Here is a 14,852-nt window from a genome sequence, read left to right on the forward strand (position 1 = left end):
TGCAATCTGTCCCGGAGCCTTTCACGATGCCCTTTCCGCATGCCTCGGAAGCCCTGTCGCGCTTCACCGTGCTCGATCTGACCCGCGTCCGGTCCGGGCCAACCTGCGTGCGGCAGCTCGCGGATTGGGGCGCCAATGTCGTCAAGATCGACGCGCTGACCGAGGATGCCGGCGGCGAGCAGCCTGGCGGGCCGCGGCGGGGTTCCGACTTCCAGAATTTGCACCGCAACAAGCGGGCAATGACGCTGAACCTGAAGGACGAGCGCGGGCTCGCGGTGTTCAAGCGCCTCGCCGCCAAGGCCGACGTCGTGGTCGAGAATTTCCGTCCCGACGTGAAGAAGAAGCTCGGCATCGACTATGAGAGCCTGCGCGAGATCAACCCGCGCATCGTCTATGGCAGCATCTCCGGCTTTGGCCAGGACGGGCCGTATCACAAGCGCCCCGGCTTCGATCAGATCGCGCAGGGCATGGGCGGACTGATGTCGATCACCGGCGCACCGGGGGAAGGCCCGATGCGGGTCGGCATTCCCGTCGCCGACCTCACGGCCGGCCTGTTCTGTGCCATGGGCATCCTCACCGCGCTGCTCGAGCGCGAGGTCTCGGGCAAGGGCCAGTGGGTGCAAACCTCGCTGCTGCAGGCCCAGATCTTCATGCTCGACTTCCAGGCCGCACGCTGGCTCATGGAGAAGGAGGTCGCCAAGCAGGCCGGCAACAACCACCCGACCAGCATCCCGACCGGCGTGTTCAAGACCTCGGACGGCTACATCAACATTGCCACGACCGGCGGTCGGATCTGGGAGCGTTGTGCACAAGCGATCGGCGCCCCTGAGCTCTACAGCCATCCCGATTATGCGACGGCGCCGGCCCGTTCCAGGAATCGCGACGCGCTCAACGCCGAGATCGAGAAGCGCACGGTCGCGAAGTCGACCGAGACCTGGGTCCGCGAGCTCAACGACGCGGGTGTGCCCTGCGGGCCGATCTACGCCATCGACCAGATGTTCGAGGATGCGCAGGTCAAACATCTCGGCATCGCGCAGGACGTGCCGAACGACGAGGACCGTCACATCCGACTGGTCGGCCAGCCCGTGACGCTGTCGCGGACGCCGAGCAAGATGGTGGCGCGGCCGCCGGAATTCGGCGAGCAGACCGACGAGGTCTTGAAGGAGTTCGGCTTCGGCGCGGACGAGATTGCGAAGCTCCGGGATGGCAAGGTGGTGTGAGGAAGACAGAAACGACAAAGCCCGGCGCGAGGCCGGGCTTTGCTTCATGTTGACGCCTTTGTTGACTTAGTACTTGGCAACCACCGGGCCACCAAACTGATAGTTGATGCCGGCGCGAAGGATGTGATCGGTGAAGCGCGACGAGACGTTGGCACTGATCGTGGAGGCCGGTGCCAGCGTGAACGGACCGGACGAGAAGCGACCGAGATCCATGTAGAGATATTCGAGCTTGGCGCTCCAGTTCTGGGTGATCTTGCCTTCGACACCCACACCCGCGGTCCAGCCGGCGCGCGTCGCCGAGTTCGAGCCGACCGAGGCGATCGCCACACCCGCGGGGGTGAAGCCGGTCATGGTGCCCGTGGTCTTGATCTCGCCGAAGGCCAAACCGCCGGTGCCGTAGAACAGCACCTTGGGGGTCGCCAGAATGCCAACGCGGCCGCGGAGCGTGCCGAACCATTGCAGATGTTGGTCGATCGTCAGAGTGGTGCCGGTCAGGGCGCCGGGCGGGAGGAACGTCAGGCCGGGAAGGCAGGGTCCGGCGATCGGAAAGACGGCACTACCGGCGCAGTTGAAGCCGGCTCTGCCCTTCTCACCGGACCATTGCAGGTCGCCCTCAATGCTATAGACCCAGTTGGCGTTCTGCCAGTTGTAGCCGGCCTGACCGCCCGCGATGCCGCCGTTCATGTCAAACGACGCATTGGTGATGGAGCCGGCCGGGGGCGCGACCGCCGCGCCGGTCGCCGAATTGAAGTAGGAAACGTCGGAGCGCGAGCGGCCCCAGCTATAGCCGCCATTGCCGCCGACATAGAAGCCAGTCCAGCTCCAGACCGGATCGACCATGACCGGCGCCTTGACGTAGGGCCTTGCCGCAAGATCGGCCGCCAGCGCGCCCGTCGCGAACAGCGACATCGCTGCCGCCATTCCAATCACTATCCGCTTCATATTCCTCTTCCGCCCGAATTTGTGATCAAAACATACGCCGAGCGGCGCCGAAGGGCTGTGCCAGGTCAGCAACAAGCAGAAACAATCGGGGCGTGTGGCACTCCGGACTACGACGACATCATTAACTTACGCCGTTGAATCCACGAATTATTCGGGTTTATCGCGATGTCGCTTTAGTCCCTGTGTCAATCCGACGCGGGAAAGCAGACCATCGATCACCGACCAGAACAGCAGCACAATCGCCAAGGTTGTGATCGAGCCGACCAGGCCGTTTGACCAAAACACCTTGAGATTGCCGCCGGAGCCGATCATCGACAGGCGGAAGGCATCCTCGGCGCGGTTGCCGAGCACGAGCGCCAGGGTGAACGGCGCGAGCGGGATGCCGATCTTCTTGAAGACGTAGCCGACGACGCCAAAGCCCAGCATCAGCCAGATGTCGAACATCGCGTTCTGGATCGCATAGGCGCCGATCGCGCAGGACACCACGATCATCGGCGCCACCGCGGCGAACGGCACGCGCAGGATCGAAGCGAAGATCGGCACCGTCGTCAGCACCAGCACGAGGCCGACGACATTGCCGAGATACATCGAGGCGATCAGGCCCCAGACGAAGTCCTTGTGCTCGACGAACAGCAGCGGACCCGGATTGAGTCCCCACACCATCAACCCGCCGAGCAGAATCGCGGCCGTGCCGGAGCCGGGAATGCCGAGCGCCAGCATCGGCAGCAGCGCCGAGGTGCCGGAGGCATGCGCCGCCGTCTCCGGCGCGAACACGCCCTCGATGCGACCCTTGCCAAAACTCTCGGGATCCTTGGAAAAGCGCTTTGCGAGGTTGTAGCCCATGAAGGAGGCCGCGATCGCACCGCCCGGGGTGATGCCGAGCCAGCAGCCGATGAAGGAGGAGCGCAGCAGCGTCACCCAGTATTTCGGCAGGTCCTTCCAGACGCCGAGCACGACGCGAAGCGAAATGCTGGCGGCGTGGCCGCGCAGCGCCAGTCGCTCCTCCATCGTCAGCAGGATCTCGCTGATGCCGAACAGGCCGATGACGGCGACGAGGAAGTTGATGCCGCGCAAAAGCTCGGCCGAGCCGAAGGTCATGCGCAACTGGCCTGACACGGTATCCATGCCGACGCCGGCGAGCAAAAGGCCGAGCGACATCGAGATGACGGTCTTGTGCTTGGCCTCGCGCCCGAGGCCGACGAAGGAGCAGAAGGTCAGCAGATAAACCGCGAAGAACTCCGGCGGGCCGAACTTCAGCGCAAAGGACGAGATCATCGGCGCGAGGAAGGTGATCAGCAGCACCGCGACCAGCGAGCCGATGAAGGAGGACGTGAACGCCGCGGTGAGCGCCTCCGCCGCCCTGCCCTGCTGCGCCATCGGATAGCCGTCGAACGTGGTCGCGACCGACCAGGCCTCACCGGGGATGTTGAACAGGATCGAGGTGATCGCGCCGCCGAACAGCGCGCCCCAGTAGATGCAGGACAGCATCACGATCGCCGAGGTCGGATCCATCGTGAAGGTGAGCGGCAGCAGGATCGCAACGCCGTTGGGGCCGCCGAGTCCGGGCAGCACGCCGACGAAGATGCCGAGCACCAGCCCGACCATCATCAGCACGAGCGTCTTCCACGTCAGCAGGACGGCGAAGCCATGAAGCAAGAGACCGAGAGCTTCCATCGCGGGTCCGCCTAGTGGCCGAAGGCCGCTTCGAGCGGCCCCTTCGGCATGATGACGTCGAAGGCGATGTCGAAGGTGACGAACATGATCGCCGTGAACAGGAAGGCGGTGAGCAGCGACTTCCACAGCGCGATCTTGCCGACGAGCCGCATGAAGCCCGCGATCAGCAGGAAGCTCGCGACGTAGAGGCCGAGGAACTGCATCACCAGGCAGAACAGCAGCGTCGGCGCGAACACCGCCATCACGCGCCGCGCCTGCGCACGCGTGACGAAGCTTTCGGACGCCGCGCGGTGCGCCACGAACGCCGCAATCAGGCCATAGAGGCTGCCGCCCCCGAGGATGACGGAAAGATAGAACGGGAAATAGCCGGGCTCAGGCCCGGTGGAATCCCAGGAGGCGCCGGTGCGCCAATTGTCGTAGCCGAGCGTTGCGGCCAACGCGAGCAACAGCAGACAGACGCATATCTCGATCGTGCCGGAGGAGACGACGGAGGGCGAGTCGTCTTCAGGCGCGGTCGGGTCGTCGACGACGATTTCAAGATCGGTTTGGGACATGAGCTGACAACAAACGCTGCGGCTGATCCCTTCGCCCCGCTTGCGGGGAGAGGGTTAGGGTGAGGGGGAGTCTCCACGGGGACGGTGAGAGTTGGACTCGCGGAGAGTCCCCCTCACCCGGATTGCGCTGGACGATGCTTCGCATCGCCAGGTGCAATCCGACCTCTCCCCGCAAGCGGGGCGAGGTGAAGAAGAGCAGTTACTTCGCGACGAATCCGGCTTCCGTCATCAGCGACTTGTTGGTGGCATCGTCCTCCTCGAGGAATTGCACCATGTCCTTGCCGGTGAGGAAGATCGGCTTCAGCGCCTGCTTTTCCATGTAGTCCTTGTACTCGGCGGTCTGCGTCACCTTGTGGAACAGATCGACATAGAACGCCTGCTGCTCCGGCGTCACCTTGCCGGGCAGGAACATCGCGCGCAGCATCAGATACTGGACGTCGACGCCCTCCTCCTTGCAGGTCGGGATGTCGGCCCAGGACTGCGTGTCCGTGACCTTGCTGGTGTAGGAGATGCGCTCCTTGTCGAACACGCAGAGCGGCCGCACCTGGCCCGCACGCCAGACTTCAAGGTTTTCGGACGGGTTGTTGACGTTGGATTCGGTGTGGTTGCCGACGAGCTGGGTCGCGGCCTCGCCGCCCGACTTGTAGGGCAGATAGGAGAACTTCGCGCCGGTCTTCTGCTCGAGGAAGACGGTCAGCACGTGGTCCTCGCGCTTGGAGCCGGTGCCGCCCATCTTGAACGGCGAGCTCGCCGCCTTCGCGGCTGCGACGAATTCCTTCACCGTCTTCGGGCCTGCGCTGTTGTCCCACAGCACGAACTGGTCGAGCGCGATCACGGAGACCGGGGTCAGTTCGCGCCAGTTGAACGGGATCTTCGCCGACAGCGGCAGCATGTAGATCAGCGAATAGGCGATCAGCACCTTGTTCGGATCGCCCTCGCTCGACTTCATGTACATCAGCGCTTCCGCGCCCGAGGCGCCGCCCTTGAGCGAGACGACCATCGGCTGCTTCATCAGATTGTTCTTCTGGATCGCGGCCTGCATCATCCGCGCCATCTGGTCGGACGCACCGCCCGCACCGGCCGCCACCACGATCTCGACGGGTTTGGTCGGTTCCCAGCCGGCAAAGGCCGGCGTGCTCAGAAACAAGGCCGTCGCAGCCCCGACGGCTTTCACTGGAATTCGCACGAGTTTCGTCCCCTGGTTATTATTGGCTTTGTGATGCCGGGAAATTTATCGATGCATTGTGCGGACTAAAGGTTGCGAGTTCAAGCCGGCGGACATTCCGCCGCATATGACTTTCGGCTGACGAAGCGCGCGCTATCTGCCCTTCCAGTTCGGCGTACGCTTGTTGAGGAAGGCGTCCATGCCCTCGCGGAAATCCTCGCTCATATAGGCCTTGAGGATCAGATCCTCGCCCTCTTCGCGCGACAGCGTGCGGCGGATGCGGCGCACCGCCTCCTTGGTCGCTTCCAGCGTGAGCGGCGCGTGGCTCGCGACGAGCTTTGCGGTCTCGTCGGCACGGCGCTGCAGCGTCTCGACGTCGGGGACGACCTCGTTGAGCAGGCCGAGCGACAGCGCTTCCTGCGCCTCGACGAGGCGCGCCTTGAAGATCAGATCCTTGGTGCGGGCCGGACCGACCAGCGAGACGACACGGCTGATGTTGGACATCGACAGGCAGTTGCCGAGCGTGCGTGCGATCGGAAAGCCGATGCGCGTCGTCTCGGTTCCGATGCGAAGGTCGCAGCAGGCCGCAATGCCGGCGCCGCCGCCGGTGCAGGCGCCCGCGATCGCCGCGATCACGGGCACGCGGCACTGCTCGAGCGTGCCGAGCACGCGGTCGATGCGGGCCTCGTAGTCGAGCGCGTCCTGCGCGGTTTTGAACGCACGAAACTGAGAAATGTCGGTGCCGGAGGCGAACGCCTTGTCGCCGGCGCCGGTCAGGATCAGCGCCTTGATCGAGCGGTCGGCGTTGATCTCCTGGCAGATCTCCGCCATGCGGTCATACATGGCGAAGGTCATGGCGTTGCGCGCCTGGGGGCGGTTGAAGGTGATCCGCGCGATGCCGTCCGTGACGGAGTAGAGCAGGTCTTCGTTAGCGGTCGTCGGTGCGTTCATCGCGCGCTCACTTCTTCTTCAAATTAGATAGATCAAGCCACCTGGGCCTTTAAGCTACCTGGGCCTTGGCCATCGGCACCACGTCGCGTCCCTTCAGGACGTCCATGGCCGCCAAGACGCCGCCGCTCCGATGCGGGATCTTTGCAAGATCCAGGCCCATCTCGACGCCGGCGAGCGTACCCATCAGCATCAGGTCGTTGAAATGGCCGATATGGCCGATGCGGAACACCTTGCCCTTGACCTTGTTCAGGCCGGTGCCGAGCGACATGTCGAAGTTTTCGAGCACAACCTTGCGGAAGGCGTCGGCGTCGTGGCCGTCGGGCACGCGCACGCCGGTCAGCGCCGGCGAATGCGCGGCGGGATCGGCGCACTGTGTCTCCAGGCCCCAGACCTTGGCTGCGGCACGCGTCGCAGCGCTATGGCGCTTGTGGCGGGTCCAGACGTTCTCCAACCCTTCTTCTTCCAGCATCTTGACCGCTTCGCGCAGGCCGTAGAGCAGATTGGTCGCGGGCGTATAGGGGAAGGTGCCGAGCTTGTTGAAGCTAATGACCTCCTGCCAGTCCCAATAGGAGCGCATTCCGGGGTTGGCCTTGGCGACGGCCAGCGCCTTCTCCGAAACGGCGTTGAAGCCGAGGCCCGGGGGCAGCATCAGGCCCTTCTGCGAGCCCGCGACCGAGACGTCGATGCCCCACGCATCGTGCTCATACTCCATCGAGCCGAGGCCGGAGATGGTGTCGACCATCAACAGCGCCGGATGCTTGACGCGGTCGAGCAGCTTGCGCACTTCGAGCGGCGGCGTCACGCAGCCGGTCGAGGTCTCGTTGTGGACGACGCAGACCGCCTTGATCGTGTGCTGCTTGTCGGCGACAAGACGCTTCTCGATCTCGGCGAGATCGGCGCCATGGCGCCAGTCGCTCGGGATGAAGTCGACCTCGAGCTTGAACTTGTCGGCGATGCCGCGCCACAGCACGGCGAACTGGCCGGTTTCACACATCAGGACCTTGTCGCCGGGCGCGAACACGTTGACCATCGCCGCTTCCCAGGCGCCGGTGCCGGACGAGGGGAAGATGATCACGGGCTGCTGGGTGCGGAACACGCGCTGCATCGAGGCGAGAACCGCGAAACCGAGCTCGGCGAACTCCGGACCGCGATGATCCAGCGTCGGCATGTCCATCGCCCGCAGCACCCGGTCGGGCACGTTGGTCGGTCCTGGAATCTGTAAGAAATGCCTTCCAGTGTGCACGGTCATCGGCGTCCTTCCCGTCTAGCCTTGGTTTTGATGGCCGCCGAATAGCACCATTTGACCGGCTTGTCCCCTCTCCTAAGGGCGTCTTCCATGCATTACCGGCGGCCCTCGCCCTGGCCCGCTCCCCTTACTCCGCGGCGACCACCTTTCCGGTCGGCAGGCGCTCCTCGGCCTCCGCGAACGGGCGCTCCGGATGCATCAAGAAGGCCGAGAAGCCGCCGAGCAGCAGCAGCCCCATCGACATCAGGAACGGCAGGTACCAGTTGCCGGTCGAGTCGATCACAAAACCGGCAACGAGCGGGGACACGATGGCGGCGAAGGCCGAGCCGGTGTTCATGAGGCCCGAGGCGGTCCCGGAATATTTCGGGGCGATATCCATCGGGATCGACCACATCGGGCCGATCACCAGTTCGGCGCAGAAGAAGCCGGCCGACAGGCACAGCGCGACGATCGTGATGTCGTGGACGAACAGGATGGGAAACAGGGAGAGCAGCGCCCCCGTAAATCCCGCAACGGTCACGCTCAACCGGGCCAGACGGACATTGCCGGTGCGATCGAGGATCTTGTCGGAGAGCACGCCGCCGACGCTGTCGCCGACCACACCCGCGAAGAACACGCCGGAGGCAAACAGCGCCGAGTTCTTGATGTCGAGATTGTAGTTGTTCTTGAAGAACAGCGGCAGCCAGTTGAGGTAGAGCCACAGGCACCAGCCGTAGCAGAAATAGGTCAGCGTCACCGGCCACATGCGCCCGAGCAGCGGGCCCCATGGCACGCGCGGGCGCTCGCCGGTCGGGCGCGGCGGCAATGCGGCAAGCTCGGCCTCCGTGATGGAGGCGTGCTCCTTCGGCTCATTGCGGAAATACCAGACCCAGACGACGCCCCAAACGAGACTGACGAGGCCGAGCACGACGAACGCGCCGCGCCAGGTGAGCCACAGGATCAGGAGCGCGACCACCGGCGGCGTCACCGCGTTGCCGAGCCGGGCGAAGGAATGCGTCAGCCCCTGCGCGAAACCGCGGCGGTTCGCCGGCGTCCAGTATTGCATCGCGCGTGTTGCGGTCGGGAACGTCGCGCCCTCGCCGAAGCCGAGCGCGAAGCGCGCGACGAACAGCGCGGCAAGGCCGTTGACGAAGCCGGTCGAGATGGTGGCAACTGCCCAGACCATGCCGCACCAGAACAGCGTCTTGCGCGGCCCGAAGCGGTCGCCGACCCAGCCGCCGATCACCTGGAACAGCAGATAGGGATAGGCGAAGGCGGAGAAGACGAGGCCAAGCTGGGTGTTCGACAGACCCAGCTCCTTCTGGATCTCGCTCGCGGCGGTGCCGATGTTCACCCGGTCGACATAGGTGATGAAGTACATCGCGCAGAGCATCGCCAGCACGACATGCGTGGCCTTGAACCGAACTCCCATCTCCATCCTCCCCGATTTGTTGTTATGATTGTCGCCCGCCTGCCCCGCGCGATCTAAGTGCCGACCACCTTCAGATGCGGCGAGGCATTGCCCTGCGGGCGCTGCTCCAGAAGCTTCATCGCGACATCGACGCCGCCGGAGCGGTGCGGCACGCCCGCAACCGACAGGCCCATCTCGACGCCGGTGAGCGCGCCGAGCAGCGTCAGCGCGTTGCATTCGCCGAGATGGCCGATGCGGAAGACTTTTCCGGCCACCTTCGACAGGCCCGAGCCGAGCGACATGTTGTAATTGTCGAGCACGATCTTGCGGAACTGATCGGCGTCATGGCCCGGCGGCATCAGCACCGCGGTGAGCACCGGCGAGAACTCCGAGGGCTCCTGGCAGAGGATCTCGAGGCCCCAATGATTGACCGCCGCACGCGTCGCGGCAGCGAGCCGCTGATGCCGCGCGAACACGTTGTCGAGCCCCTCTTCGAGCAGCATCGCGATCGCCTCGCGCAGGCCGTAGAGCAGATTGGTCGCCGGCGTGTAGGGGAAGAAGCCGTTGGCGTTGGGCTTGAGCATTTCCTCCCAGTCGAAATAGGAGCGCGGCATCTTGTTGGTCTTCGCCGCCGCGCGGGCCTTTTCCGAGATCGCGTTGAAGCCGAGGCCGGGCGGCAACATGAACCCTTTCTGCGAGCAGCTGACGCTGACGTCGACCTTCCATTCGTCGTGGCGGTAGTCGACCGAACCGAGCGAGGAGATGGTGTCGACCATCAACAGCGCCGGATGCGAGGCGCGGTCGATTGCGGCACGGATCTCGGCGATGCGGCTGGTCGCGCCGGTCGAGGTCTCGTTGTGCACGACCATCACGGCCTTGATCGCGCGCGCCTTGTCCTCGGTGAGCCTCGCCTCGATCACGGCCGGATCGGCGCCGCGGCGCCAGTCGCCGGGCACGAAGTCGACCTCGATGCCGAAGCGGCCCGCCATCTGCCGCCACAGGGTGGCGAAATGGCCGGTCTCGATCATCAGCACCTTGTCGCCAGGCGACAGCGTGTTGACGATCGCGGCCTCCCAGGCGCCTGTCCCCGACGAGGGGAAGATGATGACCGGGCCCGTGGTCTGGAAAATCTTTTGGCTGCCTTCCAGGACAGTGCGGCCCAGCTCACCGAATTCCGCGCTCCGGTGGTCGATGACCGGCATGTCCATGGCGCGCAGGACGCGCTCGGGGACCGGGCTCGGGCCCGGAATCTGAAGGAAATGGCGTCCCTGATGCATGAAAACCTCCCTGTCGGCGGGTTCTGGCTGGCTCTGCTCGCTACTTTGCATTCATTTTTTGTCCTTTCAATCGATTTTTGGTATTCGATTGTGGACGTCGACGCGGTCAAATGGGCAAACTATTGTGCTGCAAATGAAATCCACGATTCCCGACACCGGGGTTCCGATCACCCCACCCGCCACAAATGGCGGCGACCGCCAGGAGGCCTCGCTTCACGGCGAGATCCTGCTGCGGCTGCGCGACTACGTGGTCGAGGGCAACATTCCCGACGGCGCGCGCGTTCCGGAGCGGCAGCTCTGCGAGATGCTCGGGATCTCCCGCACGCCGCTGCGCGAGGCCCTGAAAGTGCTCGCTGCGGAAGGCCTGATCGAACTCCTGCCCAACCGCGGCGCGCGCGTGCGCCAGCTCAGCCAGCGCGACCTCGAGGAGCTGTTCGACGTGATGGCGGGGCTCGAGAGCCTAGCCGGCCGCCTCGCCTGCGAAGCCATTACCGATGCGGAAATCACCGCGATCGAGCAGCTGCACTACGAGATGTACGGCCACTATCTGCACCGCGACATGCACGGCTACTTCCAGACCAACCAGCGCATCCACGAGAGCATCGTCGCGGCCGCGCGCAACGAGACGCTGAAGACAGCCTACGCCAACTTCGCCGGCCGGATCCGCCGCATCCGCTACTCCGCCAACTTCGCCCGCAAGCGGCAGCGCTGGGCGGAGGCGATGCGCGAGCACGAGACCATCCTCGACGCACTGCGCCGCCGCGCCGCGAGCGAGCTCAGCGATATCCTGTTCCAGCACCTGCGCAACAAGCGGACGGCGGCGATCGAGCACCTGACCGAGCCCCAGGACGGCGCGCCGACCTCGCCTTGAGGGGCGGCCAACTTGCTCATTTTGAATTCATAATATAATCGGTCAGAAACAAGAATGAATACTCCAACCGGGCCTCAGCCCCTCGTTGGATCACTCCGGGATCAGGGATGACGAACGCCTCCTCGCTCGAACGGCGCCTGCGCGCGGAAATGACCGGCGACGTCCTGTTCGACGGCTTCAGCCGCGGCCGCTACGCCACCGACGCCTCGTTCTACCAGATCATGCCGGCGGGCGTGGTGGTGCCCCGGACCATGGACGAGGCGCTGCGGGCCCTCGAGATCGCCCGCGACGAGGGCCGCAAGGTCACCCCGCGCGGCGGCGGCACCTCACAATGCGGCCAGACCGTCAATGACGGCCTCGTCGTCGATCTCTCGAAGCACCTCAACCGCATCCTGTCGCTCGACGTCGAGGGCCGCACCTGCGTGGTCGAGCCCGGCATCGTGCTCGACGACCTCAACCGCCAGCTCAAGAAGCACGGCCTGTGGTTTCCGGTCGACGTCTCCACGGCCTCGCGCGCCACCATCGGCGGCATGGCCGGCAACAATTCCTGCGGCGGCCGTAGCTTGCGCTATGGCACCATGCGCGACAACACGCTGTCGATGGAGGCGGCGCTCGCCGACGGCACGCTGAGCCGTTACGGCGAAGTCTCGCGCGATCTCTCCGATCTCGACGCGAACGACAGTGCGCGCGCCCTGTTTCGCGACATGCTCGATCTCGGCACCCGCGAAGCCGAGGAGATCGCCGCGCGCTTTCCAAAGGTGCAGCGCCGGGTCGGCGGCTACAATCTCGATGCCCTGACGCCGCGCAACGCGCGCAACAACATGGCGCATCTGCTGGTCGGCTCTGAAGGCACGCTGGCCTTCACCACCAAGGTCGAGCTGAAGCTATGGCCCGTGATCCGCAACAAGGCGCTCGGAATCTGCCATTTCGGCAGTTTTTACGAGGCGATGGACGCGGCCCAGCACCTGGTCAAGCTGAAGCCGATCGCGGTCGAGCTGGTCGACCGCACCATGCTCGCGCTCGGCCGCGACATCGCGATGTTCAGGCCGATTATCTCCGCCGCCATCAAGGGCGATCCGGACGCCGTGCTGGTGGTCGAGTTCGCCGAGGAAGACCAGGCGGACAATCTGGCGCGCCTCAAGCAGCTCGGCGAGCTGATGAGCGATCTGGGTTTCGGCTGGAATAACGACAGGCGCAAATGGGGCGGCGTGGTCGAGGTCACCGAGCCCGCGCTGCAAAGCGGCATCGCCGATTTCCGCGCCGCCGGCCTCAACGTCATGATGTCGATGAAGCAGGAAGGCAAGCCGGTCTCCTTCGTCGAGGACTGCGCCGTGCCGCTGCCGCATCTGGCCGACTACACCGCACGTCTCGGCGAAGTCTTTGCCAGGCACGGCACCAGCGGCACGATGTACGCACATGCCTCCGAAGGCTGCCTGCATGTGCGGCCCGTGCTGAATTTGAAGCTGGAGAAGGACGTCAAGGCGATGCGCGCCATCGCGGAAGAGGCCTTCGCGCTGGTGCGCGAGTACAAAGGCTCGCACTCCGGCGAGCATGGCGACGGCCTGGTGCGCTCCGAATTTCATGAGACGATGTTCGGAGAGCGCCTCGTCGCCGACTTCAAAGAGGTGAAGCAGCGCTTCGATCCCGAAGGCGTTCTCAACCCCGGCAAGATCGTCGATGCGCCGAAGATGGACGATCGCTCGCTGTTCCGCTTCAACCCCGACTATCGCGTGGGCGAGTTGAAGACGAAGCTGGACTGGTCGGCTTATCCCGGTGCCGGCGGCGGCTTCCAGGGCGCGGTCGAGATGTGCAACAACAACGGCGCCTGCCGCAAGCTCGAGGGCGGCGTGATGTGCCCGTCCTATCGCGCCACGCGCAACGAGAAGGATGTCACGCGCGGGCGTGCGAACAGTTTGCGGCTCGCGATCTCCGGCCAGCTCGGCCCTGATGCGTTGTCTTCCGACGAGATGATGGAAACGCTAAAACTTTGCGTCTCCTGCAAGGCCTGCCGCCACGAATGCCCGACCGGCGTCGACATGGCCAAGATGAAGATCGAGGTGCTGGCCGCGCGCGCCGCCTCGCACGGCCTGACGCTTCGCGACCGCCTGGTCGGCTATCTCCCGCGCTATGCCGGCCTGGCCGCGCGCTTCGCTCCGCTGGCGAATTTGCGTAACCGCAGCCTGTTGCTCCGAAAGCTGTTCGAGCGCTTTGCCGGCATCAGCGCCCGCCGCGCCCTGCCCGCCTTCCGCAAGGACGTGTTCGTGCCGCCGGCCGAAGCCGTCGGACCGGAAACCGGCCGCGAGGTCGTGCTCTTTGCCGACACCTTCAACCGCATCTATGAGCGAGAGAATCTCGATGCGGCGCTGCGCGTGCTCGCGGCGGGCGGCTATCGGGTGCACCTGCCAAAACCTGCGAGCGGCAGCCGCCCGCTCTGCTGCGGCCGCACCTTCCTGTCAGCCGGACTCGTCGACGAAGCAAGGTCCGAGCTTGACCGGCTCGTCTCCGCCTTCGCGCCGTTCGCCGCGCGCGGCGTGCCGATCGTCGGCCTGGAGCCGAGCTGCCTGCTGACGCTCCGCGACGAGCTCGCCTCGCTGCGCAAGGACGATGCCGCCAAGGCCGTCGGCGCCCACGCCCTGACCTTCGAGGAGTTTTTGGTGCGCGAGGCCGAGGCCGGCCGGCTGCAACTGCCTCTCGGCACCGTGGCCGACAAGGCCGTGGTGCATGGCCATTGCCACCAAAAATCCTTCGGTGCCTTCAAGCCGGTCGAGCAGGTGCTGCGCCTCGTACCCGGCCTGAAGGTCGAGACCATCGAATCGAGCTGCTGCGGCATGGCCGGCGCGTTCGGTTATGGCGCTGACACCTACGACGCCTCGATCGAGATGGCCGAGCTGTCGCTGCTGCCCGCCGTGCGGCGCGCAGACCAGAGGACACTCGTCGTCGCCGACGGCACCTCGTGCCGACACCAGATTCACGACGGCACCCAGCGCGAGGCCCTTCATGTCGCGCGCGTGCTGGCGATGAGCCTCGATCGTACTGAGACCAATTCCACTTCTCTCGCTGCAAAGGAAACCAGCCATGGCTGAACTCACGCTCGACACCGCCCGCAAGATTCTCGACGCCGCCCTGGCCAAGGCCGGTGAGCTGAAGCTCAAGCCGCTGGTCGTCACCATCCTGGATGCACGCGGCGTGCTCAAGAGCGCCGCGGCGCAAGACGGCACAAGCCTGATGCGCGCCGAGATCGCCCACGGCAAAGCCTATGGCGCGCTCGCCATGGGCATGGGCTCGCGCGCCCTGTTCCAGCGCGCGCAGGAGCAGGCCTATTTCATCGACGCCGTGAACACGATTGCAAAGGGCGCACTGGTGCCGGTCCCCGGCGGCGTGCTGATCATGGATGGTACGACCTTGCTCGGCGCCGTCGGCGTCTCCGGCGACACCTCCGACAATGACGAGGCCTGCGCGGTGGCGGGCATCCAGGCGGCGGGGCTCAAGGCCAACGCGGGCTAAGATGCCGTAGGGTGGGTTAGCACTGTGGGCGCGCAAGGCGCGGCCCGCAGGGCGTCAC

Annotated in this window: 12 protein-coding genes; 4 read left to right on the plus strand and 8 right to left on the minus strand. The window is 65.2% G+C overall.

Features of this window, described 5'->3' with window-relative positions:
• Positions 1–26 precede the first annotated feature (26 nt).
• Positions 27–1,220: a CaiB/BaiF CoA-transferase family protein gene (locus tag NLM25_RS30860; protein ID WP_254139507.1), complete on the plus strand. Its 1,194-nt coding sequence runs from the start codon at positions 27–29 to the stop codon at positions 1,218–1,220.
• Between the two features lie 66 nt (positions 1,221–1,286).
• Here the strand turns inward: NLM25_RS30860 and NLM25_RS30865 are convergent, their stop codons facing one another.
• The 8 genes from NLM25_RS30865 to NLM25_RS30900 form a co-directional block, all read right to left on the minus strand.
• Entirely contained in the window at positions 1,287–2,162 is an 876-nt protein-coding gene (locus NLM25_RS30865; RefSeq protein ID WP_254139508.1) for an outer membrane protein, read from the minus strand.
• A 147-nt stretch (positions 2,163–2,309) separates the two neighbouring features.
• Positions 2,310–3,836 (minus strand): tripartite tricarboxylate transporter permease, encoded by a 1,527-nt coding sequence (locus tag NLM25_RS30870; protein ID WP_254139509.1) that lies wholly within the window; start codon positions 3,834–3,836, stop codon positions 2,310–2,312.
• A gap of 11 nt (positions 3,837–3,847) precedes the next feature.
• Positions 3,848–4,390, minus strand: coding sequence for a tripartite tricarboxylate transporter TctB family protein (locus NLM25_RS30875; protein WP_254139510.1), 543 nt, complete (start codon positions 4,388–4,390; stop codon positions 3,848–3,850).
• 199 nt (positions 4,391–4,589) lie between these two features.
• The gene (locus NLM25_RS30880; RefSeq protein ID WP_375166876.1) at positions 4,590–5,576 is read right to left on the minus strand and encodes a Bug family tripartite tricarboxylate transporter substrate binding protein; all 987 of its coding nucleotides are present in this window, start codon (positions 5,574–5,576) and stop codon (positions 4,590–4,592) included.
• 132 nt (positions 5,577–5,708) lie between these two features.
• Positions 5,709–6,506 (minus strand): enoyl-CoA hydratase/isomerase family protein, encoded by a 798-nt coding sequence (locus tag NLM25_RS30885; protein WP_254139511.1) that lies wholly within the window; start codon positions 6,504–6,506, stop codon positions 5,709–5,711.
• Positions 6,507–6,555: 49 nt separating this feature from the next.
• A complete protein-coding gene (locus tag NLM25_RS30890) occupies positions 6,556–7,755 on the minus strand; it encodes an alanine--glyoxylate aminotransferase family protein (protein ID WP_254121466.1) in 1,200 nt (399 codons plus the stop codon).
• A 124-nt stretch (positions 7,756–7,879) separates the two neighbouring features.
• Entirely contained in the window at positions 7,880–9,163 is a 1,284-nt protein-coding gene (locus NLM25_RS30895) for an MFS transporter (protein WP_254139512.1), read from the minus strand.
• Positions 9,164–9,216: 53 nt separating this feature from the next.
• Positions 9,217–10,419 (minus strand): pyridoxal-phosphate-dependent aminotransferase family protein, encoded by a 1,203-nt coding sequence (locus tag NLM25_RS30900; protein ID WP_375167851.1) that lies wholly within the window; start codon positions 10,417–10,419, stop codon positions 9,217–9,219.
• 133 nt (positions 10,420–10,552) lie between these two features.
• Between NLM25_RS30900 and NLM25_RS30905 the strand changes: the two genes are divergently transcribed.
• The 3 genes from NLM25_RS30905 (at position 10,553) to NLM25_RS30915 (ending at position 14,794) form a co-directional block, all read left to right on the plus strand.
• On the plus strand, positions 10,553–11,290 hold the full coding sequence (locus NLM25_RS30905) for a GntR family transcriptional regulator (protein WP_254139514.1): 738 nt from the start codon (positions 10,553–10,555) through the stop codon (positions 11,288–11,290).
• 107 nt (positions 11,291–11,397) lie between these two features.
• Positions 11,398–14,373 carry an FAD-binding and (Fe-S)-binding domain-containing protein gene (locus NLM25_RS30910; protein WP_254139515.1) on the plus strand — a complete coding sequence of 992 codons (2,976 nt, stop codon included), beginning with the start codon at positions 11,398–11,400 and terminating at the stop codon, positions 14,371–14,373.
• Positions 14,366–14,794 carry a heme-binding protein gene (locus NLM25_RS30915; RefSeq protein WP_254121471.1) on the plus strand — a complete coding sequence of 143 codons (429 nt, stop codon included), beginning with the start codon at positions 14,366–14,368 and terminating at the stop codon, positions 14,792–14,794. Before NLM25_RS30910 ends, NLM25_RS30915 begins: the two co-directional genes overlap by 8 nt.
• The last annotated feature ends 58 nt before the right edge of the window (positions 14,795–14,852 follow it).

It is taken from the genome of Bradyrhizobium sp. CCGB01, assembly GCF_024199795.1.
GTDB lineage: Bacteria > Pseudomonadota > Alphaproteobacteria > Rhizobiales > Xanthobacteraceae > Bradyrhizobium.

Excerpts from the sequence above, each read along its gene's own strand:
- NLM25_RS30860 (WP_254139507.1), top strand. The coding sequence starts at position 27 with ATGCCCTTTCCGCATGCCTCGGAAGCCCTGTCGCGCTTCACCGTGCTC.
- NLM25_RS30865 (WP_254139508.1), bottom strand. The coding sequence starts at position 2,162 with ATGAAGCGGATAGTGATTGGAATGGCGGCAGCGATGTCGCTGTTCGCG.
- NLM25_RS30870 (WP_254139509.1), bottom strand. The coding sequence starts at position 3,836 with ATGGAAGCTCTCGGTCTCTTGCTTCATGGCTTCGCCGTCCTGCTGACG.
- NLM25_RS30875 (WP_254139510.1), bottom strand. The coding sequence starts at position 4,390 with ATGTCCCAAACCGATCTTGAAATCGTCGTCGACGACCCGACCGCGCCT.
- NLM25_RS30885 (WP_254139511.1), bottom strand. The coding sequence starts at position 6,506 with ATGAACGCACCGACGACCGCTAACGAAGACCTGCTCTACTCCGTCACG.
- NLM25_RS30890 (WP_254121466.1), bottom strand. The coding sequence starts at position 7,755 with ATGACCGTGCACACTGGAAGGCATTTCTTACAGATTCCAGGACCGACC.
- NLM25_RS30895 (WP_254139512.1), bottom strand. The coding sequence starts at position 9,163 with ATGGGAGTTCGGTTCAAGGCCACGCATGTCGTGCTGGCGATGCTCTGC.
- NLM25_RS30900 (WP_375167851.1), bottom strand. The coding sequence starts at position 10,419 with ATGCATCAGGGACGCCATTTCCTTCAGATTCCGGGCCCGAGCCCGGTC.
- NLM25_RS30905 (WP_254139514.1), top strand. The coding sequence starts at position 10,553 with ATGAAATCCACGATTCCCGACACCGGGGTTCCGATCACCCCACCCGCC.
- NLM25_RS30910 (WP_254139515.1), top strand. The coding sequence starts at position 11,398 with ATGACGAACGCCTCCTCGCTCGAACGGCGCCTGCGCGCGGAAATGACC.
- NLM25_RS30915 (WP_254121471.1), top strand. The coding sequence starts at position 14,366 with ATGGCTGAACTCACGCTCGACACCGCCCGCAAGATTCTCGACGCCGCC.